The organism is Tepidisphaeraceae bacterium (assembly GCA_035998445.1).
In the GTDB taxonomy this organism is placed as follows: domain Bacteria; phylum Planctomycetota; class Phycisphaerae; order Tepidisphaerales; family Tepidisphaeraceae; genus DASYHQ01.
On record DASYHQ010000064.1, the window covers coordinates 1 to 25691 of the forward strand.

Here is a 25691-nt window from a genome sequence, read left to right on the forward strand (position 1 = left end):
CTCCCGCGTACTCGCCCCTGAGGGCTAGGGAGGGGGCCTTCTTGGCGACTCCGAACGGGTAGACCCCCACCCTAGCCCTCCCCCGGCGCAGGCGGGAGAGGGGACCAGACCGCAGGCGTGCGTCAAGTATGTGAATGCCCAGGAATGTCCGTCCCACTAGAAAGATAGGAGACAGGAAGAGACACAGAAGAGAGGCAGAGGAATACGGGGGGGGAGAGACAGGCAGGAATGCCTGTCCTACAGAAGAAGATGCCGCTAGAGGCGGGACGCGGACGAAATTACTCCGCCGCTTCGATCGCGGCGATTTTCTCGACGCGGCGGACGTGGCGGCCTTCCGATAGCTCGGCGGTCAGGAAGGTCTCGACGATCTTCTTCACGTTCTCCTCGCTCAGCAGATCGGTGCCGAGGCAGACGACGTTGCAGTGGTTGTGCTCGCGCGCGATGCGGGCCGTCACCTCGTCGTGGGCCAGCGCGGCGCGAACGCCTTTGATCTTGTTGGCCACCACCGACATGCCGATGCCGCTGCCGTCGAGCAGGATGCCGACGTCGTACTCACCGCTGGCCACGGCCTTGGAGACCGGGGCGGCGATGTCTGGATAATCGACCGCGGCGGTGCTGTCGCAGCCGAGGTCCTGCACCGTGTGCCCGGACTTCAGCAGAATCGGCAGCAGCTTGCGCTTCGCATCGTAGCCACGATGGTCGCACGCGATCGCAATCTTCATGGGGCGTTCCCTCTCGGCCGCGCGGGTTGGAGCGCGGCCACTCAATTCAGTCTGGTACTTCCGTGGCCAGAGCTACGAAATGTTCAACTCGTCCAGCCGCTTTTCGATTATACCCTTTAGCGAGCCGGCGAGGCTGGTGTAAAGCGCCTGGTCGCCACCGATCGGGTCCTCAATGTCACCGCTCGGGTCCAGCGTGGTCACCTTATCGCGCGCCGACGGCACGAGCGACAGCACCGCGCCCGCATGCGCCCGGCCCATGGTGAAGATGGCGTCGGCCTGGTGGATCAATTCGACCGTCAACGCCCGCGACCGGTGGCCCGACAAATCGCCGCCGAGCCCCTTTACCGCTTCCACCGCCTGCGGTGTCGCCCGCGCGCCGGCCATGGCGAAGCTGCCGGCCGAGATGATGCTGATGCCGCGCTTCTCCAGCGCCATGTCCTCGCCGCCCAGCTTCTTCACCAGGATGGACCGCGCCAGCGCCTCGGCCATGGGGCTGCGGCAGGTGTTGCCACTGCAGACGAACAAAATCGTGGTCTTCAGCATCTTCTCGATGATGCGCTCGTCGTAGACGCCCTGGCGGACGATCTCGTAGCGCGAGCCGTTCACGCGAAGCAGCGTCGACGGCTTGTTGTACCGCGTATGGCCGGCATCGAAGATCAAATCGACCTTGCCGTCCAGCTCCGTCGCCAGCCCGTCGGCCCGCAGCGCGGCGCCCCCGACGGCCGTCAGCACGATCGGGCCACCGGCCTCACCGATCACGTCGGTCGCGATGTTGTCGTCCGGGCAGCGCAGGACGATGCCACCACCGTCGTACAGGTCGGCCTCGTTCAGGTTCAGCGCCTTGGCCGCCTCGGCGCGCCGGTCGGCAGGCACGTCGAACCACAGCCCAACCGGGCCCGGCCATAGCTTCTTCATCATCCGCCGGCCGAGCTCGCTGACCTCGCCGAGGTACTGCATCGCGTCTTCGCGCTTGGCGAGGTGGATCGTGAACGGCTTGCCCGCCGACGCCTCACCGCGCAGCGCCGCGAGCTTCGCGCGGGCCTCGGCGATGTCCAACCGGCCGGCGGCGCCGTAGACGGTCTCGGTGGGCAGCACGACAAGGCCACCACTGGTCAGCGTCTGCACGCCGCGGCGCACCTCGGCCTCGTAGTCGCGCACGTCGAGAATGGGAATGACAGGTACTGGCATCAGGCTTACCCCGTATAAGAGGCGACCCGGCCAGATGTGTCAAGATGGAGAGAGCGTGGGGGCGGGGGAGGACATTGCGAATGACCAATGTCCAAACCCGAATGACCAATCAAATCCCAATAACCAATGACCAAAAGTCCCGCTCGTCTTCATTGGCCATTGGAACTTGGACATTCATTGGTCATTCGGGTTTGGTCATTGGTCATTGGTCATTCCTTCCGCTTTCCCTCATTGGCTCAACGGATCTTCCGGATACTTCTCCTTCAACCGCTGGCGCAGCGCCTTGCTCTTCTCCGCGTCCGACTTCTCCAACAGCCTCGCGGCGCGGTCGAGCAGCGTGGGGGCGTACGGTGAGTTCGGCACGGCACCGGCGAACGCCTCGGCGACCTTGGCGGCGGGGACGGGGTGGCCGCTGCGCTCGATGAGCTGCACCTTCAGCACCGCCGGGTAGCCGCTGAGGAAATCGGTCGGAAAGCGGGTCATCCAGTCGTCCCAAGAGGCGTTGCCGGATTCCCAGTCGTCGTCCTGCAGAAACGCCTCGATCGTCCGCGCCATCGCGCCACTGATCGCGGCCCGCTTTGCGGGCTCATCCTTTACATCGACCGCCTCCAGCAGCTTGGCGCCATCGTCCACCCGGCCAGCCAGCACGTAAGCCTGGCCCAGCCGCACGCGGTCGAGCGGCTGGCCCTTATCTTTGAACGGTTCAAGCACCGTCACCGCCTTGGCGAAATCACCGGCCGTCCACAACAGCAGCTCGGCCAGTTCCTGGGCGGCGGTGGGTTGAAGGTCGGAATCGGCCGGCACGCGCTCCCAGAGCGCCACCTTGGCCGCGGCGTCACCGGGCGCTTCGCGCAGGACATCGAGCACCGCGGCACGGTCGGCGTGCTTCTTTTCCGTCGCGATGCGCACGGCCACCGCGCGGGCGGCGTCGGGCTTGCCCCCTTCGCTCAGCAGGTCGGCGGCGGGCGCGAGCCAGTTCAACGGCATCTTGCCCACGTCGTACTCCGCCACGATTTCCGCAAACACGCTCGCCGCCTCCGACGGTGGCGCCAGCGGGTTACCGCGGAATGCGTCGTAGTCGCGGGCGACGTGGAACTGCGTGGTCTGGGCATCGCTGTTGTTGCCGATGCGGGCCGTCACGCGCACGGGGTAGACGCCCTGCGTGACGTAGACGTGGTCGACCGTTGCGCCGGTGGCCGTCTGGCCATCGCCAAAGTCCCACGCGAATTTCGCGCCCGACATTCCTGCGGGCAGTCGGCCGGTGAACTTGTAGCGATGGGCGTAGTTGCCGGCCGTCCAGCTCTCGCTGACGTGGTCGGCCGTGAAGTCGGCCACCAGCGGCTTCTTCTGCTGTTCCAGTGGCCCGGCGACCGCGCCGAACGCGGCGCCGGTCTCGGCCCGGCCGATCACGTCGTACTTGGTGGCGGTGGGGGGCTTCCAGGCGAGCGTGAACCGCGTGTCGCCACCGTAGTCGACGTGATAGAAGAGCAGATCGTGCCGGCCGCGCGTCAGCTTGACCTTGCCGTGGTGCCGCGCGTCGCCCGGGCCGATGCGCGCAAACACTAGCGGTTTGCCGGCGACGTACAGCGCGCCCACATCATCCACGCTGATCGCAAATTCATACTCGCCATCGACGGCGGCAAAGATCGCGCCGGATAGCTTGGAAACGACCTGTTGCTGCTCGCCGAACGGGTTGTACCCGAGCATGCCCGAGCCCAGGTACTTGCTGCCGATGTGGTCGCCACCTTTGTCCCACGCGGCCTCGATGGCGTCGAACCCGCCCACCTGCCCGCCCTTGTGGATGCGGCTTTCCATCAGCAGCGCCGCCCGCGCCTTCAGCGGTTCGGGCTTCTTGTCGTCCAGCTTCTTGTTGCCGAAGTAGGCGTAAAACTTCTGCTCCCCCTGCGGCATGGCGAACGCCACGCGCACCACATCGCCCGGCCCGGCGAACAGCACACGGCTCGGCACCAGCTTGCCGTCATCGGTGGCGATGCGCAAGTCGCGGCCCTTGGCGTCGGCGTGACCGGCGGTGTAGATGTCGGCCCAGCCCACGTCTTCGCCGGTCGGCCGATTCGCGTCCCACTTCACCTCTAAGGCCCGCCGATACGGCCACGCGGCGTCGAACCAGGCGGCGGTTGCGATCTGGGGCAAACACAGCAGGACGAAGACAAAACAACCACAAAGGCACGACGCCACGAAGCGGTTGCCGGCCGTTCGAGAGGCGCATCGGGGTTGCACGTCTGCGTGGTTCATCAGTTGTGTTACAGTCCGCCGCACGATGACGTTGATGGTACCGCAAGCGATTCTATTCGACATGGATGGCACGCTGACCCGGCCGATGCTCGACTTCGACGCGATCAAGGCCGAGATGGGCATTGGCGATCGCGCGATCCTGGAAGCGATGGACGAGATGTCGCCGGCGGACCGGCAGCGGTGCGAGATCATCCTCGATCGGCACGAGGAACTGGCCGCCGAGGGGTCGGAGTTGAACGAGAACTGCATGCTGGTGCTGAACGACCTGCGCCGCCGGGGGCTGCGCATCGCGTTGATCACGCGCAACAGCGGGCGCAGCGTAGAGACGGTGCTGGCCAAGCACGGGCTATCGTTCGAGTGCGTGATCGCGCGCGAGACTTGCACGCCCAAGCCTGATCCGGCGCCGCTGTTCATGGCCTGCCAGATGCTGGGTGTGCCACCGGCAGGGGCTTGGATGATCGGGGATGGCCGGTACGATATCGAGGCGGGCCAGGCGGCGGGCATCAGCACGGTGTGGGTTAGCCACGGCAAGCCGCGTCGGTTCACCGCTGAGCCTACGATGGAGGTAAGCGACCTGTGCGAACTGCAGGCGCTGGTCCGCAACGTTTTTGAAGGAGCGAAATGAAATCGATCGTCCTCGGTATCGCGTTGATCACCGCCACCACCGTCGGCTGCGCCAACGGGCAGCCCGCCGAGCCCGCGGCGCCACAGCAACCGACGTTGTCGCCCCCGGCGCAATCGCCGCAGGAGCCGCAGACGGGCGCCGCGAACACCGAACCCGCCGCCGCGGCGGCCGTCCCGGCGGCGAATCAGCCGGCGTCGGTGGATGAGGCGCTGGACCGTCTCGATGCGCTCGGCAAAGCCCTGAAGGATTTCAAGGCGGCCGTCACGCTGACCGAGATCGACAACACCAGCGGCAGCGACACTGCCCGCAACGGCAACGTGATCTACCAGACCACCCCCGACGGCAACTCGCGCATCCGCGTGTCGTTCTTAACCAAGGACGAAGGCACGAAACGCTTCGACGAGCGCATCGAATACGTCCTGCAGAACGGCGTGCTGATCGACCGCAACTACGAGACGAAGACCGAGGTTCGCCGGCAGGTGTTGAAGCCGGGCGAGAAGGCCAACCTGCTGAAGCTGGGCGAGGGCCCGTTCCCGCTGCCGATTGGCCAGGACAAGGCCGAGGTGCATCGCCTGTTCGAGGTGACGCAGATCCCGCTGACGCCCGACGACCCGCAGAACAGCGTGCACCTGAAGTTGACGCCAAGGCCCGACACGCAGTTCGCGACCAAGTTCACCGCCATCGACGTGTGGGTGGACGACCAGACCGACTTCCCCGTCCGCATCGACGCCGAGGATGCCAACCAGACCAGCGTGCGCAAGACCGAGTTTTCCGACGTCCAAACGAACAGCGGCGCTGCCGACAACGATTTTAAGCTGGAAGAAGTCGAAAACTGGAACATGCGCACGGAGGAGTTTGCGGAGTAATGGAGCGAATCGCCGACGGAGAGAGCCGCTCTTCTGTAGGACAGGCATTCCTGCCTGTCTCTCCCCCTGTTCTTTCTCCCCCCGTATTCTCTCTTCCGTGGCACAGACATTCTTGTCTGTGTCTTCCCCCGGCTTCCCTTCTTTCGCCTGCAATGATTCAATGAATAGCCAGATGCAGACCCTCAACATCGGCATTATCGGCGCCGGCGCGATCGCACTGGCCAACCACGTCCCCGGCTTCGCGCTCTGCGACGATGTCCGCGTCACCGCGCTCTGCGACAGCAACGCGCAGACGCTGGCGCAGGCGGCCCAGAAGTACGGCGTCAGCAAAACGTTCGAGCGGTGGGAAGATTTACTGGCTCAGGAGGACGTGCACGCGGTGGTGGTGGCGACGCCGAACTTCCTGCACGCGCCGATCACGATCGCCGCCGCCCGCGCGGGCAAGCACGTGTTGTGCGAGAAGCCGATCGCGATGAATGTTGCAGAGGCGGTCGCGATGGCGCGGGCCTGCGACGTTGCTGGCGTTCGTCACATGACGGCGTTCACATACCGCTTCGTGCCGGCGATGCGGTACATGACGCACCTCGTCCGCCGGGGGGATATTGGCCAGCCGTACCATTTTCGGGCGCAGCGGTTTCAGGACTGGGGCGATCGCAATCTTGGCTGGCGGCAGGTGAAGAAGCTGGCCGGCTCCGGTGAACTGGGCGACATGCTCACGCACCGCATCGACTACGGCCACCTGCTCGTCGGGCCGATCGAACGGCTCGTCTCCGACCAACAGCGCTTCCTCGACACGCGCGCCGGCAACACGCCGTCGGACCTGGACGATTGGGTCGCAATCATGGCCCGCTTCACCACCGGCGCCACCGGCATGCTGGAGAGCACCAAACTCGCCACCGGTCGCGGCGAGGGACACTACGGCCTGGACCTGGCCGAGGTGAACGGCCCCGGCGGCACGCTCGCGTTCACAACGCAGAAGCCGCTCGAACTGAAGATCGGCCGCCCCGGCGCGAAGGACCTGGAAACCGTGATGGTGCCGGCCGAGTTCCTCGTCTACCCCGGCTCGAATCGCGACCCCAAGCAGGGCGACCCCGTGGCGACGTTCCGGTACGATCAGAACGTCGAGTTCATCAACGCCATCCGCGACGGCCGCGATTGCAGTCCTAATTTGTGGGACGGCGCCGCGGTTCAGGCCGTGATGGACGCCGCGATTCAGTCGGCCGATGAACGCCGCTGGGTGGATGTGCCGCGGGTGGCAAGATCAATCGCTTCGCCATAGTAGGGTGCGACCGGCGGCTTGCCCGCTCATGCCTACCGGGATTTTCGATCGGACAACGGCTTACTCGCACCTCGTCATCCTGAGGTACTCCGAAGGATCTCCCCCCGTATTCACACGTGGGACGGAAGAGATCCTTCGGAGTACCTTAGGATGACGGACTTTTGACTTGGAACGCACTCACTATGAACAAATCCTCAATCGTAACCGGCGCAGGCAGTGGCGTGGGCCGTGCCGTGGCATTACGCATGGCCAGCGAAGGTTGGACGGTCGCGCTCGTCGGCCGGACTGCGGCATCGCTTGATGAGACGAAGCAATTGGCCGCCGGCAACAGCGACCGCCTGCACGTCTACCCCTGCGACATCGCCGACGCCACCGCGGTGGACGGTGTGGTCGCGGCGGTCGTGAAGCAGTTCGGCACGATCGCGGCCCTGATCAACTGCGCCGGCACGAACATCGGCAAGCGGTCGTTGGAAGTCGTCAACAGCGCCGACTTCCAGCAGGTGATCGACACGAACCTCGGCGGCACGTTCCACTTCGTGCGGGCCGTGCTGCCAGGCATGCGGTCGGCCAACAGTGGCACGATCGTCAATATCGTCTCCGACGCCGGCCTGATCGCCAACGCCAAGGCGGGCCCGGCTTACGTGGCCAGCAAATTCGCGGTGACAGGGCTGACGCAGTCGATTAACACCGAGGAACGCGCCCGCGGCATCCGCGCCTGCGCCATCTTCCCCGGCGACATCGCCACGCCGTTGCTCGACAAGCGCCCCGTGCCACCCCCGGCCGAGGCGCGGGTGAAGATGCTGCAGCCGGATGATCTGGCCGACTGCGTGATGCTCTGCGTGAACCTGCCGGCGCGGGCACTGGTGGAACAACTGGTGATCCGGCCGACGGTGGGGGGGTAGAAAGCGGGAATTTACCGCGGAGACGCGGAGGACGCGGAGGACGCGGAGGACGCGGAGATGGGGGGAGAGAAGCGGGCGAGCGGAGCGTAAAAGCGTGTGAAAGATTGCGGCCGCGTCCCGCTCCGACCGTGGCATGGGCGTCTCGCCCATGCTCGTAGTAAGGCCGGAAGGCGGGATTCATAGCAGCGGCTTGGTCAGCGCAGTGCTCAGTAAATTGTGCTCCCCGTTCCAGTCTACACGCATGGGCGAGACGCCCATGCCACGGTGAAGACCGGACCGGCCGGTGCACTTTCAGAATGACGAGTGCTCTCCGTGCGGCCCATTCGTCTCTTCTCCCTCCCTCTCCGCGTCCTCCGCGTCTTTACGGTTCACCCTCTTTACATCTCGGGCCTTCCCATCGTCCCCCCTCGCGGTTGAAATGCGGCCATGCCGCAACGCCCGGATCCCAATCGCCCGCGACCCGCCAAGTTCACGCGACCGGCGCGGCCCGCGCCGGCCAAGCAATCCAAGCCAAGCGGCATGACCCACTGGGCGGGCGTGGCCGACTGGTACGACAAACTCGTCGGTGACGAGGGCAGCGAATATCAGCGCGAGGTCGTGCTGCCCGGGGCGATGCGCCTGCTGGGGTTGAAGTCGGGCGACCGCTGTGCGGACATCGCCTGCGGGCAGGGGGTCTTCTGCCGGATGCTCGCCGACCGTGGCGTGGCCGTGCTGGGGATCGACGCCGCGGCCCCGCTCATCCACGCCGCCACGGCACGGCAGAAGAACGACGCCAGCGGGTCGAACACGCAGATCGACTACCGCGTCGCCGACGCGCGCGAGCTGGGCATTTTGGACGCCGAGGGTTTCGACGGGGCCGCCTGTCTGCTGGCGATTCAGAACATCAACCCGATCGCGCCGGTGTTTACGGGCGTCGCGCGGGCGTTGAAGCCGTGGGGCCGGTTCGTGCTGGCGATGATGCACCCGTGTTTCCGCAGCCCGAAGGAGACCGGCTGGGGCTGGGACGAGCAGGCCGGCGTGCAGTTCCGGCGGGTCGATCGCTACCTGCTGCCGCGCAAGTCGCCGATCGTCACGCATCCCGGCAAAGACCCCGACACTTACACCTGGACCTTCCACAAGCCCATCGAGGCCTACGCCCGCGCCCTGCGCAACGCCGGCCTGCTGATCGACGCGATCGAGGAATGGCCCAGCCACAAGCTCAGCGACAGCGGCCCCCGCGCCGCCGCCGAGAACACGGCCAAGAAGGAGATCCCGATGTTCCTGGCGATCCGGGCGATCAAGGTGCCGGGAATGGCTGGCGCAACCTGAATCGCCCGGAAGGTCTGATGGAGCGGGGCGAGGTCATCTGGTCCCTCTCCCGGTACTCCGGGAGAGGCTAGGTGAGGGTGACTTGGAACCGAAGACGGCCCACGAATGGCCACGAATCAACGCGAAAAAAAGCGCAATTGCATGCTGCTCTTACTCGTGTTCCTTAGTGCCCCTTCGTGGGCAACGCTTCGGTCACAACGCACGGTGCAGACCGAATCACCCTCACCTAGTCTCTCCCATGACTACATGGGAGAGGGACCGGACATAATACACGCGCTTCGGGAAACCCCCGACAGCTCCGTTCGATTTTCCGACTTGCGACCAAGGCCCCGAATCCCTATCTTCCGCCCCGGGTGCGGGCCGGCGTGGGCCGGGCCGCAGGTTTCGGGGTGATGGGGTCGTCACCTCACGTGGTTTACTCGCGGTGGCACGCGCGCGTCTGGATGGTTTCCGTCTGACGTACAGGTGCGTCCGCGACAGACACGGAGGTGCATCGTGCGCAAGGTTCTGCTCTACTCCGGCCTGCTCGTCGTCGGGCTCATCATTTCACAGTTCATGGGCAACGCGCCCGCGGCCGTCACGGGGACGATCACGTTCCTCACGATGCTCGCGCTGTCGTTCATCATGATCCACGTCGGCTACGAGTTCGAGATCGACAAGTCTCGCCCGCGGCAGTACGTCTGGGACTACGTCGTCGCCGGCACGGCGGCGGCGTTCCCGTGGATCATGGTCGCGATGTACTTCGTCTACGTCATGGCCCCGCGCGAGCTCTGGGGCCACGGCGACCTGTGGCGCGAATCGCTGCTGGAAGCCCGCTTTGCGTCCCCCACGTCGGCGGGCGTGCTGTTTTCCATGCTGGCGGCGGCGGGGCTGGCGGCAACGTGGGTGTTTAAGAAGGCCCGCATCCTCGCGATCTTCGACGACCTCGACACCATCCTGCTCATGATCCCCCTCAAGATCATGATGGTCGGCTTCAAGTGGCAGCTGATGCTGATCGTGCTCTTCATCGCCGTCCTGCTCGTGCTGGCGTGGCGATACCTGCACGTCGTGCGCCTGCCGGTGACCTGGCCGTACGTGCTGGCGTACGCGCTGGGCATCACCGTGGTCTCCGAGATCATCTACTTCGCCAGCATGCAGATCGATGCCGAGGTGCCGATCCACCTGGAAGTGCTGCTGCCCGCCTTCGTGCTCGGCAGCATGCTGGCCCGGCCGGCCGGCGCCGACCCGCACGCGAACGATGCGCTCGAGGGCACCGCACACGGCCCGGTAGCGGCCAATGAACAGCGGGTGTCGACGATCGTGTCGGTCTGCTTCATGGTGCTGGTGGGCCTGTCGATGCCCCCGATCGGGGGGACCGCCGAGCCACTGCAGGCCAACGTGCCGACCGAGGTCGCGCCCACCGTCGCCGGTGAGCAACCGACCGAGGCGCCGGTGACGGCCGCGCCCGCCAAGAAAAAGGCCTTGTCGTACGAGGGCGTGCCCACCGAGGTGATGGCGGAGAAGGATCGCTTCCCGGGCTGGGGCGTCATCGCCGGCCACGTGCTGATGATCACGTTCCTGTCGAACCTGGGCAAGATGTTCCCGGTCTTCTGCTACCGCCGCGAGGCGACGATCCGCGAGCGGCTGGCGGTCTCGGTCGCCATGTTCCCCCGCGGCGAGGTGGGCGCGGGCGTGCTGGTCGTCTCGCTCAGCTACGGCCTGGGTGGCCCGGCCCTCACGGTCGCGGTCCTCTCGCTGGCGCTGAACCTCGTCTGCACGGGCATCTTCATCATCATCGTGAAGAAGCTTCTGGCCGGCGACGAACCACGGCCGGCGCTGGCGTAACGGTGTGAGAAAGGCGAACCGCCAAGGACGCCAAGAGCGCCAATCGCCTTCGCAGTACCTTAGAGGGTGTTAAAGAACGACGCCGCGTCCGCTTCGACCGTGGCATGGGCGCCAGAGCCCATGCGTGTGTTAGGGCCGGAAGAGAGAATTGGTTGCAGCGACTCGGTCGGCGCAGCAGCCAATAAATGAAATTTCTCATTCCAATCCACTGGCATGGGCTCTGGCGCCCATGCCACGGCCAAGGCAGCCGCGACCGTGTTCTTTAACACCCTCTCAGAGTGACGATGTTGTATGGCTCGGCAGCCCCTTGCCTTTCGCAGTCCCCTCCATCCTCCATCTTCCACCCTCGCTTTCTCTTTCTTCCCTCGGCGTCCTTGGCGGTTCAACCCTCTTTCGCATCGCGGCACAATCCCCGCTAAAATGCATGCTCGCGATCCACGCCCGACATTACCCGAGGAGACCGCACCCGTGCCGCAATTTGTGTATGAGCCGACGATTCAATTAGGGGAAGACGACACCGATTACCGCCTGCTCAGCAGCGAGGGCGTCTCCACGATCGACGTCGGCGGGCGCACGCTGCTGAAGGTCGAACCGTCGGCGTTGCGCAACCTCGCCCGTCAGGCGTTCATCGACATCAACTTCCTGTTCCGCCCCAAGCATCTGCAGAAGCTGGCCGACGAGGTGAGCGACCCCGACGCCAGCGACAACGACCGCTTCGTCATCTACACGCATTTACAGAACGCCGTGGTGTCCGCCGCCGGGCAGTTGCCGAGCTGCCAGGACACTGGGACGGCCGTCATCGTGGGGAAGAAGGGCCAGTACGTCTTAACCGACTGCGACGATGCCGCGGCGCTGTCCGAAGGCATCTTCGACACGTATCAGCAGAACAACCTGCGCTACTCGCAACTGGCGCCGTTGGAGATGTTCAAGGAGAAGAACACCGCCAGCAACTTGCCCGCGCAGATCGACATTTCGGCTGAGACCGGCGACGCCTACAAGCTGCTCTTCATGGCCAAGGGGGGCGGCAGCGCCAACAAGATGTACTTCTATCAAAGCACGCCCGCGGTGCTGAACGAGAAGGACTTGGAAACGTTCATCCGCAGCAAGCTGAAGGAGATCGGCACCAGTGCCTGTCCGCCGTACCATTTTGCGGTGGTCATTGGTGGCACCAGCGCCGAAACGACGATGAAGACGCTGAAACTCGCCACCGCCAAGTACCTCGACAATCTGCCCACAACCGGCAGCGAGGGCGGCAGGGCGTTTCGCGATACCGCGTGGGAAGAGCGCATCTTGAACATCACCCGCGAGAGCAAGATCGGCGCGCAGTTCGGCGGGAAGTATTTCGCGCACGACGTGCGCGTCATAAGGCTGCCGCGCCACGCCGCCAGCATGCCCATCGGCATCGGCGTGTCGTGCTCGGCCGACCGGCAGATCAAAGCGAAGATCACCCACGACGGCGTCTTCCTGGAAGCCTTGGAACGCGACCCCGGCAAATACCTGCCCGCCGAGCAACCGAAGCTCGCGGCGCCGGTGAAGATCGACCTCTCGATCGGCATGGACCGCGTGCGGAAAATCCTGAGCCAGTTCCCCGTCAAAACGCGAGTGGAGCTGACCGGCACGCTCATCGTCGCCCGCGACGCCGCCCACGCACGGCTGCGGCAAATGCTGGAGGCCGGCCAACCGATGCCGCAGTACTTCAAGGACTACCCGATCTACTACGCCGGCCCCGCCAAGACCCCGCTCGGCATGGCCAGCGGCAGCTTCGGCCCCACGACCGCCGGCCGGATGGACGCCTTCGTCGACCTCTTCCAATCCCACGGCGGCTCCATGGTCATGATCGCCAAAGGCAACCGCAGCAAACCCGTCACCGACGCCTGCAAGAAGTGGGGCGGCTTCTACCTCGGCTCCATCGGCGGCCCCGCAGCGCTATTGGCGCAGTCGAACATCAAGAAGGTGGAACTGATCGACTTCGAAGACCTGGGGATGGAAGCGATTCGAAAGATTGAAGTGGTCGACTTCCCGACGTTCATCGTGGTGGACGATAAGGGGAACGATTTCTTTGAGGGGTTATAGAGCCGTCGTGAATCGCGCTGCTACTGCAAGGCCATTCCCGCGACGGCTGGCGTGAGACGCCCGTGCGTCCTATAGCGTCCGAGCGAGCCTTATATGACTTCACCAAGTCCGAAGCGAAAATGGCAACAGGTTGAAAACCCCGAACTCCAAGGGGAATCGATCTTTAGCACGCTCCTGTTCCGCGTCATCATCGGCGGCGGGATCTTTGGCGGAATGGCCTTGGCGGCCGTGCTGTTCCCCGAGGCGCCGCAGGCGAAGTTCGCAGTTGCGGGGCTGGTCGGCGGGATGGTGGGATACGTGTTGCATTGGGCAATCGAACGCTGGCGTGGGGACGAAAGCCCGCTGTTCGACCGTCAGCTGCGGGCCCATTGGATGCTCCTCGTGGGGATCGCGCTGGCGTTTGGGTTATCAGTCACGGTGCTAATTGCGAGCGTCACGGACGCAGCCAGGCAGGCGGAAGCCGAAAGGGTGTCTAAGCAGGAACGGGACGCGTACTACGAGAAGCTTCGCTCGCCTGAGGTGAAACGAGGTATGGAAGCGTACGGGGAGATCAAGGCCGCCCGCGAGAGGGCAAAACGAGTCGCGCCCGCGACACTGCCGACTGGTCCGTGAGTCGGGCAGACCGCGCTTTAGGTCAGACGGTACAGGCCCGGATTGGCATCGCTCAGTTCCTCAAGGGCGCTCTCCAATGCGTCCCATTCTTCCTGCGGAACCGAGGCGTCAATACGGGCAGTGTCGGCAACATTGCGGGTGACGGTAACGACGAGCGTGGGAGAGAAGCCCTGCCACGAACCGTTCTTCGGTGGACCCGAGTAGTACGCCACCGCCGTGAGGCGTTCACCCACCTTGGGTCGGCCGCCCGGTGCGTGTACGAGGTTGCCTGCATTCATCACGTAGATGGCTGGATGGCTGCTGCCATGTTCGGTCGACAGGTCGGTGTAGACTGCGACTCGGTAGGGCGCGTCTTTGATTACCACCGCCGGGCAGACGTTTCCGCTTGCCATCTGCTTTTTCTGTTCCGATAGCTGTGTCCAGATGATTATCGGTAGCATGAGAAGCGGCACCCACCAAAGCCATTGATATTTCTCGAAGAAGAGCATGCCGACCGAACATAGGCTCATCGCGATGGCGACGAAGCCTATCACGAACATATGGCAGCGAAGGTACTGGCCGGTCTCGATGTAGAGTTGTGCCGGGTTAGACGCGCGCGAGGACCCATCCGACCGAACCGGCACCTGCCGACCGCCCCCGATGGCGGCTCCCGGGGAATGCCGGGCAACGCTCTGCGTCCGGGGCGGATCGGAACCGGCCAAGTCATAGTCACCAAGTGCCGTCGGTTCACCTTTGGCCGCGGGGACGCTCATCGGTTGCTTGCACGCCTTGCATGCCACCCGTCGGCCGGCGAACGAATCGTCGACCTGGTACCGCTTGCCGCACCTACACTGAAATGAAATACTCATCAGATTTCTCTTCCGTATAACGCTAGTGAGTCCGCCGCATGCAAAACGGTGATTGTAGTCGCGCGCAGAGGCGCGACAAACCTGCCGCTAAAGGCCTTCCACAGAGGACAGCGATGACACCGTGAACGGTTCGAACAACTGCTGGCGGACGTGAAGGACCTCTAAACCCCGCATTTTTCCGCCGACAAACGTGTTCTGGCGGGCAATAATTCACCTTGGGCAGACCGCAGTGTGCGGGGTGCCGGGGCCGCGTTTTTGCGCGGTTCAATCGTGTCGGGACCGGGTGCGCCGGCCTGTTCAAGGCTGGCCGGGGTCGCGGGAATCCTACCGAAGAAGGAGGGAATCATGCTGGGTGCAAATCGGGTGCATGCGCGTGGCGATGTGGTGGCGAATGATAGAGTCGCCGTAGACGGAACTGCCGGTTTGGCAGGTGGGGCGATGGTGCAAAATGGTGCAGAATGGTGCACGAAATCGGGAAATGCCTTGCCCAGTTCGCCGGGCTCGCCGTATTCGCCGCGTGAAAATGAGCGGCCGGCGGTCCCGCGGTTGACGGAGCGGCAGCGGACGGCGGTGGCGCTGCTGTTGGTGGGGGAGAACGATTCGGTGGTCGCCGGGCGGTTGGGCGTGCATCGAAACACGATCTCGCGGTGGCGCAGTCAGAACCCGGTCTTCATCGCCGAACTGCATCGCAGGCAGCACGAGATGTTCGAGGCGCTGGTGGGGCGGGTACGCAAGCTTGCGATGAAGTCGATGCAGACGATCGACACCGCGCTGTCGGACAATGGCGCGGCGTACGACCCGGCGGCGCAGCGGCTGGCGGTCAGCGTGCTGCGCGGCACCGGCGCGTTCAAACAGGCGCAGCCGAGCGGCGCGCAGGACCTGTCGGCGGTCCTAAACGCCCAGGTGCGCGCAACGCGTGCGCCAGCGCAACGCAACGAGCCGGTGACCGACGACGAGCGCGATGCGATCCTGGCGCCATGGCTGGCCGACCCGGAAGCAGGTGACGCCATCGATGCGATCGCGCCGACCGCGCCAACGGAAACCATCCTGCGGCCGGCGTACGACCCGGCGCCACCGAAGCGCGATTGCAGCGAGGCGGTGGACGGTCGTACCATGGTGCCCATGACGACCCCGAACCCCGCCGTCGCGCCAGCAACGCCTGAGGAACCAACGAACTACGACGAGGCGAAGGTGCCGCAATACGAGCTGCCCGATGCGCTGCGCGCGAAGGACGGTTCGGCCGTCACGTCGCCGGCGGCTTGGCCGAAGCGGCGCGAGGAGATCTTGGAGCTGTTTCGCACGCACATGTTCGGGCGATCGTCCGGGCGGCCAGCGGAACTGCGGTTCGAGGTGATCGAGACGAACGAGCAGGCGATGGACGGTGCCGCGACGCTGCGCCGGGTGGCGATCCATTGTCGCAACGGGGATCGGCAGCACACGTCGCGACTCACGCTCTTCCTGCCCAACGCGCTGCGGGGCAGGCGCGCGCCGGTGCTGCTGCTGATCAACAATCGCAAGGCCATGCACATCGATCCCACGCGCGCGACTCGCTCGGGCTTCTGGCCAGCCGAGGAGATGATCGCGCGCGGTTACGGGGCGGCGGCGTTCCAGTACGGAGACGTGGCGCCGGACGATGCGGCCACCTACCGCGACGGGGTGATGCAGCTCTTCGACGACCTGAACCAACCGCGCGCCGGTGATGGCTGGGGCGCAATTGGCGCTTGGGCCTGGGGCGCCAGCCGGGCGCTGGACTACCTGCAGACCGACGATCGCGTGGACGGCCAGCGCGTGGCGGTCATCGGGCACTCGCGCGGGGGCAAGACCGCGCTCTGGGCCGCGGCGCAGGACGAACGGTTCGCAGCGGCGTACTCCAACGAGTCCGGCTGTGGTGGGGCGGCCATCAGCCGGCGCATGTTCGGCGAGACGATCGCGAAGATCACCGCCAACTTTCCCCACTGGTTCGCGCCGAACCTGAACGCCTATCGCGGGCGCGATGGTGAGATGCCGTTCGACCAGCACATGCTGCTGGACCTGCTGGCCCCACGACTGCTGTACGTCGCCAGCGCCAGCGACGACGGGTGGGCCGACCCGAAGGGGGAATTCCTGGGGCTGGCCCACACGTCGCCCGTGTACGGCCTGTGGGGCGAGCCGGCGATCGCGGCGCACGAGTGGCCCGCGCCGGAACGGCCCCTGGTTCGCGGGCGGCGCGGCTATCACGTGCGCACCGGGGGACACGGGATGGAGCCGTACGACTGGGGATGTTTCATGGATTTCCTGGACCGACAGGAGGGGTGGCGGTGAAGGTTAGAGCAGGGCGCATCTTGCTGTAGCGTTCGGGTGGCACGGTCTGGTACTCCAGGCCGTGTCTTCTCTACCCCAGAAAGACACGGCCTGGCGTACCAGACCGTGCCACCAAGAGAGCAAGCCGCTACACGAGAGGGTCCGTTGCTCTAGTCGGAAAGACCCTCCTCGCGCGACCAACATGACAAGTGGGAGCGGCGCGAGAGGGTTCTGTCCGGTAGCGCAAAGGCGCAGCGAAGAACCTTCTCACTCAAGTGGTAAGGCCGAAAGGCCGCTCGGGACTACTGTGTGTCGGGCTATGTGGTGGGCGCGGGGGTCGTCACCGGGGTGGACTCGATCTCCACGCGCGTGTTGTCGTCTAGGTTCAGGGTGATCAGCTCGCCGTCGTCTTTGCGAAGCGTGAGGCGGTCGAGCCAGAGCTTGTCGTTCTTGGAATGGGCGAACCAGCTGCCGGTGGTCTTCTGCTCGTACTCGACGATCGTGCCGCGGATGTCGCTGGCCATCGTGTAATCGCGGGCCGCGATCTGCTGGGTCACCTTCACCTTCGTGCCGACCGTGAACTGCTTGCGGATCGAGTCGTCCATACGGCGCAAAGGGTATGAGAGATGGGGGGAAAGGTCAAAGAGGGGCGGGGAATGGAATGACCAATGACCAAACCTGAATGACCAATGAAGTCCCAATGACCAGTGCCCAACATCGTCTCAGGATTGGTCATTGGTATTTGGGCATTCATTGGTCTTCGGGTTTGGTCATTGGGGCTTTCCCCTAATCCACCACCCCCTCGATCCCTCGCCGGATCAGGTTCACCGCGATGGCGGCCAGCAGGACCATCACGAGCTTGCTGAAGGCCTTCAGCGTGTTGCTGCCAACAAGCCGGGCGATCCGGTCGGCCGACAGCAGGATCGCAAGCAGCAGGGCGAAGTTGACAGCCAAGCTGAGGGCGGTCATCGCATGACCGTGGTGGGCGCTGAGGACCAGCACGTTGGTCAGCGTCGCGGGGCCGGCGATCAGGGGCATGGCCAGTGGGACGATGCCGACCATCTCGCTTTCGAACACCGCCGGCTTGCCGGGCATCACGAGGTCCATGACGGCCAGCACGAGCAGGATCAGCCCACCGGCGATCATGAAGTCGTCGGTCGAGATGCCGAGCAGCCCGAAGATGGCGGTGCCCAGAAACATGAAGCCCAGGCAGATGATCGTCGCCGCCAGCACCGCCTCGAAGCTGATCGCCCGGCGTTGCTTGCGCGATAGCTGAGCCGTGAATGCCAGGAACAGCGGCACCAACCCGAAGGCGTCGATGCTGACGAACAGCGGGACGAAGGTTTCGAGGAAGGAGCGCATGGAGAGAAGGGGGTTAGGAGATCGGAGTCAGGGGTTAGACGATAGAATGCCGAGGTTCGGAGTACCTCAGGATGACGATACGATTGGGATATCGCATCGTAAACCCCCAACGCTTAGAGCGGTTCAACTTCGGGTGTAGCGTCTGGCCGCAACCCTGTCATCCCGAGCGGGAGCGGTAGCGACCCGAGGGATCGCCACTGTCGAGCGACGTCCGTCACGTGAGATCCCTCAGGTCGCTACCGCTCCCTTCGGGATGACACGCTACACCTGAGGTAGAGCCGCTCTAGCCCCTAACTCCCTCCACGCCCGCCATCAGTTCGTCGTACAGCTGAGTCATCGCCTGCGGGACGATGCGGACCTCGCCGACGACGCTGATGAAGTTGGTGTCGCCGGCCCAGCGGGGGACGACATGCTGGTGAAGGTGCCCCGGCACGCCAGCGCCGGCGACGCGGCCGACGTTGATGCCGATGTTGAAGCCCTGGGCCGACACCGCCCGCTTCAGCAGGCGCACGGCTCCTGCGGTCTGCTGGTGGATGTCGAGCAGGACCGGCTCGCTTAGCGCGTCGAACTCGGCGGTGTGGGTGAGCGGCGCGACGAGGATGTGGCCGTTCGTGTACGGGTAACGGTTCATCATCACGACGACCGACTCCGTGCGCCACAAGATCAGCCGTTGGCGGAATTCCTCAGGCGGGCAGGTCGCGGCCTCGCAGAGGAAGCAGCCGGTGTCGGGCTTGTCGATCGCGCGGATGTAGTCCATCCGCCAGGGGGCGTAAAGCGGGGGGTTGGCCATGGATGCATCGTAGCAACGGCAGGCGGGAAGGGGGAAGGACGCCTTCCTTCGTGCTTCGACGCCGGGGGGAGACACAGGCAAGAATGCCTGTGCCACAGCAGAGAAGCAGACGGGGGGAGAGACAGGCAGGAATGCCTGTCCTACAGAAGACGGAAGACGGAAGCGGCCGGGGGCGAGTTAGGACGACGCCGCTGCGGGGTCGGTCGCGAGGCGTTCGCGTACGGTGTCGCGGACCTTCCAGGCGTCCTGTTGGCGGGCGATGGCGCGCCGCCAGATGGTACGGCGCAACAGCGCCATCATGATCGCCGCCAGCGTGGCGCCGGCGACGTCGGCGATCCAGTCGCGCACGTCGGCCTTGCGCCCGACCAGCGTCTGCAGCATCTCGTCGGCGGCGCCGTAACACATCGCCACGGCGATCACGAACAGCGCCGGGTAGCGGAAGTGCGGCCGATAGGCCCACAGCGTGGCGTACAACAGCGTCGCCAGGCCCGCGTACCCCACGAAGTGCTCGATCTTGTCGCTGACGTTCACGTGCGGGACGTGCCGGGGCGGCAGGTGCGTGATCGTGAAGATCACGGCCCAGTAACAGAGCAGCATCGAAGCGAGGATGACACGCCAATGACGAAGCATGAGACGATGGATCAACAGAACGAAGGGGCCCGAGCGTCCCTATCCGGGACTCAACAAAAGTCCGACGTTCGTAATCCTGAGGTACTCCGAAGGATTTCCCCCCGTATTCGTACGTGGGACGGAAGAGATCCTTTGAAGTACCTCGGGATGACCAGGTCGGGGTTACGACACGTGCGCCAGCCAGCGTCACGAATATCAGGCGGCCACTTCGGGCTTGGCGCCACCCGCAACTTTGTTCGCTGCCAGCTTGTTGACGTCGATGTCGTTGTTCACGGTCACCGTCACGCTGGGCGTGCCGGCGTCCATCGCGATCACCTCGCGGGCCAGCGCGCGGTAGTCGGCAGCGCCGTTGCTGTTGGGCTCGTAATCGATGATTGTCTTGCCAAAGCTCGGGCTCTCGGCCAGCTTGATGTTCCGGCGGATCTTCGTGTTGAACACCTTCGCGCCCGCCCACGGCAACGGCTTGCCCTGGGCCGCCTCGATGAAGCCGTTCAACTCGGCCACCACTTCCATGCTGAGCTTGGTTTGGGCATCGAACATGGTCAGCGCGATGCCCGACACCTTCAGCTTCGGGTTCATGCGCTTGTTGACCAGCTGCACCGTCTCCAGCAGCTTGGCCACGCCCTGCAGCGCCAGGAAGTGCGGCTGCATGGGGATGATGACCTCCGTCGCGGCCGCCAGCGCGTTGATCGTCAGCAAGCCCAGCGATGGCGGGCAGTCGAACAGGATGAAGTCAAAGTCGTGCTGCGCGCTCTCCAGCTTCTTGCGCATCAGCAGCTCGCGGCCCAGCACGCTCACCAGTTCGATCTCGGCGGCGGCCAGGTCGATGCTGCTGGGGATCAGCGCGATGTTCTTACCGACCGATTGCACGGCCTCCAGGATGCTGCGGTCCTCCACCAGCACGTGGTACAGCGAGACGACGTCGGGCGACGGGTCGATGCCGTAGTTGATCGTCAGGTGGGCCTGCGGGTCCAGATCGATCAGGCAGACGCGCTTGCCGGCCTCGGCCAGCGCGGCGCCCAGGTTCACCGTGGTCGTCGTCTTGCCGACGCCACCCTTTTGATTCATCAACGCAATCGTACGCATGTTCTGCCACCTTCCCGCAGGGCCCGCCGGCCCATCCGTGGGTCCCTCGTCCCCGTTCGAACTACGCGGGCGATTATCGCGGGGTTCGGGGGAGATACAAGGAATGGCGGGGGAAGATTACCGATTGCGAAGCGGATGGCGGCTCTGGTCCCTCTCCCGGTACGCTGGGAGAGGTTAGGTGAGGGTGATGCGCGTTGCGGACGGCCCACGAATGGGCACGAAAGGACACGAATAAGAGAGGCGCATCATTGCGTAGTTTTTATTCGTGCCCATTCGTGGGCATGTGTTCCATCGCGAAGCGTGAGGCAGTTCGCATCACCCTCACCAGGCCTCTCCCGCTGCTGCGGGAGAAGGGTCGAAGCGGCGCTCACTCCGCGCTCGAGGCCCCCCATGTTTCACCCACTGCAAATACAACCCATGCGGCGGCGCCGTCGGCCCTGCGGCATCGCGATGGCGGGCGGCGAGCATCGCCGGAATGGCATCGGCCGGCGTGCGACCGAGGCCGACCTGCACCAGCGTGCCGACCATGATGCGCACCGTGTGCCACAGGAACCCCGTCCCCGCCACGCCGATCACCAGCCGTGGGCCGCGCCAGGCAACGTCGCAGCCGAGGATCGTGCGCACCGTGTTCTCCCGGCCATGCCCGGGCCGCGCGAAGCTGTTCAGGTCGTGCGTGCCCACGAAGTGCGCCGCAGCCACGCTCATCGCGGCCAGGTCCAGCGGCTGCCACCGATGCCACATCAGGTCGGCGGCAAACAACGGCCGCTCGGTCGCGGTCCAGATCACGTACTGGTAGCGCTTGCTGACCGTGCCGGTGATCGCGTCGAAATCGGGCCCGACCGGTTCGATGCTGCGGATGATCACGTCGTCCGGGAGCCGGGCGTTGGTCGCCCGGCGAAGGCCCTCGATCGGGATCTGCGTCATGTGCGTGTCGAAGTGGGCCACCTGCCCCTTGGCATGCACGCACGCATCGGTCCGCGACGACCCGACGAGGTTGATCGGGTGCCCGACGATGCCCATCAGTGTCCGCCGCAAAGTTTCCTGAACGGTCGGTAATCCCTGCCCCTCAGGCGGCGCCGCGCCGGCCCACGTCGCCGGCACCGACTGCGTCTGCCACCCGTGATACGCGGTGCCGCGGTAGGCGATCGTGAGCTTGTAGCGTTGGGTGGGCATAAGTTGGACGGGGCGCGATGGCCGCTTGGTCACGAAATGTAACTTTGCTAACAGATATTTCTTGCAGCCAGCGAACTCTACCAGTAGCTTGGCCACGGAACTACGAGGGAGAGCACATTGCCTAAGTTATTTATATTCACTGTCTTATCGTGCGCCGGAGCGCTGCTGGCTTTGACCGCTGGCCAGAGTGTAGCCGCTCCCATCACTGCGGTGAACGAGCCGGTCCTGATCGACTTTACAGGGTTCAACGGCTCGGGCTTCAATGCCGTTTATACCCCGGGAACGAACGGCCGATTTGTCTCCCCTGATATCAAGATCATCGGGTTTGATTACGGCACGCTCAACTACAACGGCGACCAGTACGACCTACGCGAAGATTTCGCCCGTGGCAACTTCAGCTCGGGTGTGAGCACTAGTGGCATCTACGGGTTCAATGTGGGCACCGGTAGCGTGACCGATCCCACGTTGGGATGGCAGCCTGGGAACTCCGACATGACGCCCGGTACGTTCACGTTCCGCTATCAGAACCTCACCGGTGTCACGCTGCACGCGTTCGACGTCAGCTACGAGGTTTGGGTACGCAACGATCAAGCTTCCTCCTATGCGGTCAACATGGCGTACGCCGGCGAGGCTGCAGCGTTCACGACCGTCGGCGACCTCGCCGTGATCACACCGGGCAGGGCTGATTCATCACCGGCCTTCGTGCGGACGCTGCGGGAGACGACCGTAAACGCGACCGTTTTGCCGAACGAGTACTTCTACCTTCAGTTCCAGGGCGACGACGCCTCTGGCACCGGCTCGCGAGACGAGATTGCGCTCGACGATATCTCCGTCACCGCCCACACGCCCGAACCCGGCACCGCAACGACGATGCTGGCGCTCGGCGCAGCCGCCGCGCTGCGACGTCGCCGGCGCAGCGCGTAAGGGTTGTCGGGGGTCGGCCGCTGTCGCTTCGGTACCACGGGCGGCTCGCCCATGCCACGCGGTGGCCGCCGACGCCCGGTCCAGCGGCATGGAACTGGTGGTGGTCGGTATGAAGGAGGCCCGTCGCGGGTTCGTACTTTTGCCCAAACGGTGGGTGATCGAGCGGACGAACGCCTGGGCCGCCCGGTTCCGCCGACTCGCCCGCGATCACGAACGACTACCGGACGTTTTCGCCGGCCTGCACTACGCCGCGTTCGTCGTCCTCATGCTCGGACAACTACTCCGACTCAATTAAAGTGGGGAACAGCCTCTAGGCCCCACCTGCAGATGGCGGCACGATTCCGTCATAATCGCGAAATCGGCGGCAGAGTGTCCGCGGAATTCAATCCAAACTCCCGGGAGGTCGTAACGAACTCGCGGGAGTTTAGTTTGGGTCAAACTCCGTGAAGTTCGGGGCCAGAACCGCGAGCGTTGGGCCGCCGGGATTGGGGTTGACTGCATTGCTCTGACGCGAGAAGAACCAGTAAAGGGATGGCGGTCGGGGCAGCCCGGAGGCTGTGTGTTTCCTGCCAAGCTCCGATATCCTTCGTCGCGTGAGACGCCGCCTGTTCAACGTGCTGGCCTGGCTGTCGCTCGTTGTGGGCGTGGTATCGTGCGTGATGTGGTTGCGTAGCTATTTTGTCGAGGAGGTGGTTACTGTCCGATTCGGCCGTCAGCGCATCGGCGTTGCATCACAGCCCGGCCGCGTGGCGTTCTTTCGAGGATTTGGAATTTCGACGAACAGTGGCGGCGTCAGTTACGCAAGGCGGTTCCCAGATTTCTACGTGCGCCCGAACACGCTTGGCTTCAGCGCCTATCGCCTATCGAAAGGCGGCGTGCTCATCACAATTCCATACTGGATGCTGATGTTGCTCTCGACCGTTGCGCCTCTCATCCGTTGGCGCAGGTCGCGACTCCATGCCAACGGCCTGTGCCGCGCCTGCGGCTACGATCTGCGTGCCACCCCTGACCGCTGCCCCGAATGCGGTGCTGTGCCTGAAGCTGTAAGCACTGGTGCTGATTGGCCCCGCGACCGGGGGCACGGCAATCCGTAGTCGCGACGCGGGCGTCGCTATTGCGGGCTCTCTACACCGTGATCGATTCCGGGATGTCGGCGTTGTGGGAGACGGTTTGCACGTCGTCGTTGTCGTCGAGGGTGGCGATGAGCTTCAGCACCTTTTGGGCCGTCTCGCCTTCCACGGCCACGGTGGTGGTGGGGACGTGGGTGATGGTGGAGGCCTCGATCGCGATTTTGGCGGCCTTCAGGGCTTCCTTCACCTTGTGGAACGCTGCCGGGGCGGTGACGACGACGTAGACCTCGACTTCGTTCTTCACGTCGTCGGCGCCGGCGTCGAGCGCCAGTTCCATCAACGCGTCTTCCTCGATCGCGTCGGCCTTCACGGTGATCAGGCCCTGCTTGTTGAACTGGAACGCGACCGCGCCGTTGGTGGCCAGGTTGCCGCCGGCCCGCTCGAAGATGGCGCGAAGGTCGGGGGCGGTTCGGGAGCGGTTGTTGGTAAGGGCCTCGACGAAGATCGCCACGCCACCGGGACCGTAGCCCTCGTATGTGGCGTCCTGATAGTCCTCGGTGCCCAACTCGCCGGTGCCTTTCTTGATGGCGTTCTCGATGGTGGCGCGGGGCATGTTGGCCTCTTTGGCCTCGTCGACCACGTAGCGCAGCGCCAGGTTGTCGCGCGGGTCGCCCCCGTTCTTGGCAGCGATGATGATCTGGCGGGCGATCTTGCTCCAGATCTTGCCCCGGCGGGCATCGTTAGCACCCTTGGCACGCTTAATCGTGGACCAGTGACTATGGCCTGCCATTGAACGGTCTCCCGAAAGGTAAGGCGTCGAGCGAACGCCCGATTGTAGCGGATGAGCGAGCGGGTGAAAACGGGGAAGGGGGCTGAGGAGTGACTGTGAATGTTGGAACAGGGAGGCCTCATCCTGCCCCTCTCCCGGTACTCCGGGAGAGGCTGGGTGAGGGTGATTGGTTCTTTCGAGAGCCGTCAGCAGCTCAAAATCACCCTCACCCTAACCCTCTCCCGGAGTACCGGGAGAGGGGACCGGATCGCACGTATTCCGATCCACCTTGCCCCGGCGTGGCCTGCGTGTAGAGTATCGCGACCTTTATGCCCGAAGCTCGTCGCGCGTCTCAACTTCCGCCACCTGTCGTTGCCTTGGCCGCCTGGCTGTTGCCGGGGTTGGGCCATTCGCTCGTGGGCGAGCGCGTCCGCGGGATCGCGATTGGCGTGACGGTCGTCAGCATGTACGTCGGTGGCTTGCTGATCGGCGGCGTGCGGGTGATCGAGGTGCCGGGGTACGACAACGATGGGCGGAAGATCGCCAACACGTCGACCCTGAACGAGGTGCGCATCAAGCCGTGGTCGATCGCGCAGGTGATGGCTGGCCCGCTGGGCATCGCCAGCGCCGCGGCATCCATCTGGGCGGCGGGGCCGGACGCGTCGGGCGAGCCGCGCGGGGCGCGGTCGCACGTGCGCGTGAACGAGATCGGCACGCTCTACACCGCCGTCGCCGGCATGCTGAACCTGCTGGCGATCCTGGACTGCACCGGCCGGGCCGGCCGGGAGGCGGAGAAGTGAACCTCCCGCCGCTCGCGCTACCGTCGATGTTTCCGCTAGCCCAGTACGTGCCGTTCCTGCGTCCACTGCCGATCTGGGACTACTGGTACCTGCTGCTATTCCCCCTCTGCATCGGCGTGGCAGTGGTCTACAAGTGCATCAAGACACCCGACGTCCGGCGGATTCCGTGGGAATCGCTCGTCATCTCGCTCTGGATCATTCTGGGCATGTGCGGGGCGGCACTGGCGCTGGCGATTGTCGTGCGCATCTTCAGTTGATCGTTCGTCACCCGTTGCCGCGGACGGAAACTACGAGAATTCTGAAGGTG

General features: G+C 64.7%; 24 protein-coding genes and 1 pseudogene. 14 read left to right on the top strand and 11 right to left on the bottom strand.

Annotated features, from left to right (window positions below; translation table 11 throughout):
* Positions 1-278: 278 nt before the first annotated feature.
* From rpiB to VGN72_24300, 3 genes are all read right to left on the bottom strand, one after another.
* Positions 279-722 carry a ribose 5-phosphate isomerase B gene (gene rpiB, locus VGN72_24290; GenBank protein HEV7302481.1) on the bottom strand — a complete coding sequence of 148 codons (444 nt, stop codon included), beginning with the start codon at positions 720-722 and terminating at the stop codon, positions 279-281.
* 72 nt (positions 723-794) lie between these two features.
* A complete protein-coding gene (locus VGN72_24295; GenBank protein ID HEV7302482.1) occupies positions 795-1910 on the bottom strand; it encodes a Sua5/YciO/YrdC/YwlC family protein in 1116 nt (371 codons plus the stop codon).
* Between the two features lie 228 nt (positions 1911-2138).
* Positions 2139-4061, bottom strand: coding sequence for a PKD domain-containing protein (locus VGN72_24300; GenBank protein ID HEV7302483.1), 1923 nt, complete (start codon positions 4059-4061; stop codon positions 2139-2141).
* 127 nt (positions 4062-4188) lie between these two features.
* Between VGN72_24300 and VGN72_24305 the strand changes: the two genes are divergently transcribed.
* The 8 genes from VGN72_24305 (at position 4189) to VGN72_24340 (ending at position 13652) form a co-directional block, all read left to right on the top strand.
* Complete coding sequence (locus tag VGN72_24305) at positions 4189-4788, top strand: HAD family hydrolase (GenBank protein HEV7302484.1); 600 nt, start codon at positions 4189-4191, stop codon at positions 4786-4788.
* On the top strand, positions 4785-5654 hold the full coding sequence (locus tag VGN72_24310) for a hypothetical protein (protein ID HEV7302485.1): 870 nt from the start codon (positions 4785-4787) through the stop codon (positions 5652-5654). The genes VGN72_24305 and VGN72_24310 overlap by 4 nt, the downstream gene beginning before the upstream one ends.
* A 172-nt stretch (positions 5655-5826) precedes the next feature.
* On the top strand, positions 5827-6933 hold the full coding sequence (locus tag VGN72_24315) for a Gfo/Idh/MocA family oxidoreductase (GenBank protein HEV7302486.1): 1107 nt from the start codon (positions 5827-5829) through the stop codon (positions 6931-6933).
* Positions 6934-7115: 182 nt separating this feature from the next.
* Entirely contained in the window at positions 7116-7835 is a 720-nt protein-coding gene (locus VGN72_24320; GenBank protein HEV7302487.1) for an SDR family NAD(P)-dependent oxidoreductase, read from the top strand.
* A 426-nt stretch (positions 7836-8261) separates the two neighbouring features.
* Positions 8262-9143, top strand: a complete 882-nt coding sequence (locus tag VGN72_24325; protein HEV7302488.1) for a methyltransferase domain-containing protein — start codon at positions 8262-8264, stop codon at positions 9141-9143.
* Between the two features lie 495 nt (positions 9144-9638).
* Positions 9639-10967 carry a hypothetical protein gene (locus VGN72_24330; GenBank protein HEV7302489.1) on the top strand — a complete coding sequence of 443 codons (1329 nt, stop codon included), beginning with the start codon at positions 9639-9641 and terminating at the stop codon, positions 10965-10967.
* A gap of 468 nt (positions 10968-11435) precedes the next feature.
* Positions 11436-13040, top strand: a complete 1605-nt coding sequence (locus VGN72_24335) for a FumA C-terminus/TtdB family hydratase beta subunit (protein HEV7302490.1) — start codon at positions 11436-11438, stop codon at positions 13038-13040.
* Positions 13041-13133: 93 nt separating this feature from the next.
* Positions 13134-13652: a hypothetical protein gene (locus VGN72_24340; protein ID HEV7302491.1), complete on the top strand. Its 519-nt coding sequence runs from the start codon at positions 13134-13136 to the stop codon at positions 13650-13652.
* A gap of 17 nt (positions 13653-13669) precedes the next feature.
* Here VGN72_24340 and VGN72_24345 read toward each other — a convergent pair whose 3' ends face one another.
* Positions 13670-14404 carry a DUF3239 domain-containing protein gene (locus tag VGN72_24345; GenBank protein ID HEV7302492.1) on the bottom strand — a complete coding sequence of 245 codons (735 nt, stop codon included), beginning with the start codon at positions 14402-14404 and terminating at the stop codon, positions 13670-13672.
* Between the two features lie 579 nt (positions 14405-14983).
* On the opposite strand from VGN72_24345, the gene VGN72_24350 reads away from it, so the two are divergent.
* Positions 14984-16801 carry a prolyl oligopeptidase family serine peptidase gene (locus tag VGN72_24350; protein HEV7302493.1) on the top strand — a complete coding sequence of 606 codons (1818 nt, stop codon included), beginning with the start codon at positions 14984-14986 and terminating at the stop codon, positions 16799-16801.
* Positions 16802-17097: 296 nt separating this feature from the next.
* Here VGN72_24350 and VGN72_24355 read toward each other — a convergent pair whose 3' ends face one another.
* From VGN72_24355 to truA, 6 genes are all read right to left on the bottom strand, one after another.
* Positions 17098-17385 carry a hypothetical protein gene (locus tag VGN72_24355; GenBank protein ID HEV7302494.1) on the bottom strand — a complete coding sequence of 96 codons (288 nt, stop codon included), beginning with the start codon at positions 17383-17385 and terminating at the stop codon, positions 17098-17100.
* Positions 17386-17566: 181 nt separating this feature from the next.
* Positions 17567-18142 carry a MarC family protein gene (locus VGN72_24360; protein ID HEV7302495.1) on the bottom strand — a complete coding sequence of 192 codons (576 nt, stop codon included), beginning with the start codon at positions 18140-18142 and terminating at the stop codon, positions 17567-17569.
* A 283-nt stretch (positions 18143-18425) separates the two neighbouring features.
* On the bottom strand, positions 18426-18932 hold the full coding sequence (locus VGN72_24365) for an HIT domain-containing protein (GenBank protein HEV7302496.1): 507 nt from the start codon (positions 18930-18932) through the stop codon (positions 18426-18428).
* 177 nt (positions 18933-19109) lie between these two features.
* The gene (locus tag VGN72_24370; protein HEV7302497.1) at positions 19110-19562 is read right to left on the bottom strand and encodes a VanZ family protein; all 453 of its coding nucleotides are present in this window, start codon (positions 19560-19562) and stop codon (positions 19110-19112) included.
* A 195-nt stretch (positions 19563-19757) separates the two neighbouring features.
* On the bottom strand, positions 19758-20648 hold the full coding sequence (locus VGN72_24375; GenBank protein ID HEV7302498.1) for an AAA family ATPase: 891 nt from the start codon (positions 20646-20648) through the stop codon (positions 19758-19760).
* Positions 20649-20969: 321 nt separating this feature from the next.
* On the bottom strand, positions 20970-21821 hold the full coding sequence (gene truA, locus VGN72_24380; GenBank protein HEV7302499.1) for a tRNA pseudouridine(38-40) synthase TruA: 852 nt from the start codon (positions 21819-21821) through the stop codon (positions 20970-20972).
* Positions 21822-21938: 117 nt separating this feature from the next.
* Between truA and VGN72_24385 the strand changes: the two genes are divergently transcribed.
* The 3 genes and pseudogenes from VGN72_24385 to VGN72_24395 all read left to right on the top strand — a co-directional run bounded on the left by VGN72_24385 (position 21939) and on the right by VGN72_24395 (position 23839).
* The gene (locus VGN72_24385; protein HEV7302500.1) at positions 21939-22745 is read left to right on the top strand and encodes a hypothetical protein; all 807 of its coding nucleotides are present in this window, start codon (positions 21939-21941) and stop codon (positions 22743-22745) included.
* Positions 22746-22833: 88 nt separating this feature from the next.
* Positions 22834-23040: pseudogene (locus VGN72_24390) on the top strand (transposase).
* Between the two features lie 298 nt (positions 23041-23338).
* Complete coding sequence (locus VGN72_24395; GenBank protein ID HEV7302501.1) at positions 23339-23839, top strand: hypothetical protein; 501 nt, start codon at positions 23339-23341, stop codon at positions 23837-23839.
* Positions 23840-23870: 31 nt separating this feature from the next.
* Here the strand turns inward: VGN72_24395 and VGN72_24400 are convergent, their stop codons facing one another.
* Entirely contained in the window at positions 23871-24605 is a 735-nt protein-coding gene (locus tag VGN72_24400) for a YebC/PmpR family DNA-binding transcriptional regulator (GenBank protein ID HEV7302502.1), read from the bottom strand.
* Between the two features lie 308 nt (positions 24606-24913).
* On the opposite strand from VGN72_24400, the gene VGN72_24405 reads away from it, so the two are divergent.
* Both VGN72_24405 and VGN72_24410 read left to right on the top strand, forming a co-directional pair.
* The gene (locus tag VGN72_24405; protein HEV7302503.1) at positions 24914-25384 is read left to right on the top strand and encodes a DUF6677 family protein; all 471 of its coding nucleotides are present in this window, start codon (positions 24914-24916) and stop codon (positions 25382-25384) included.
* Positions 25385-25410: 26 nt separating this feature from the next.
* Positions 25411-25641, top strand: a complete 231-nt coding sequence (locus VGN72_24410; GenBank protein ID HEV7302504.1) for a hypothetical protein — start codon at positions 25411-25413, stop codon at positions 25639-25641.
* Positions 25642-25691 lie beyond the last annotated feature (50 nt).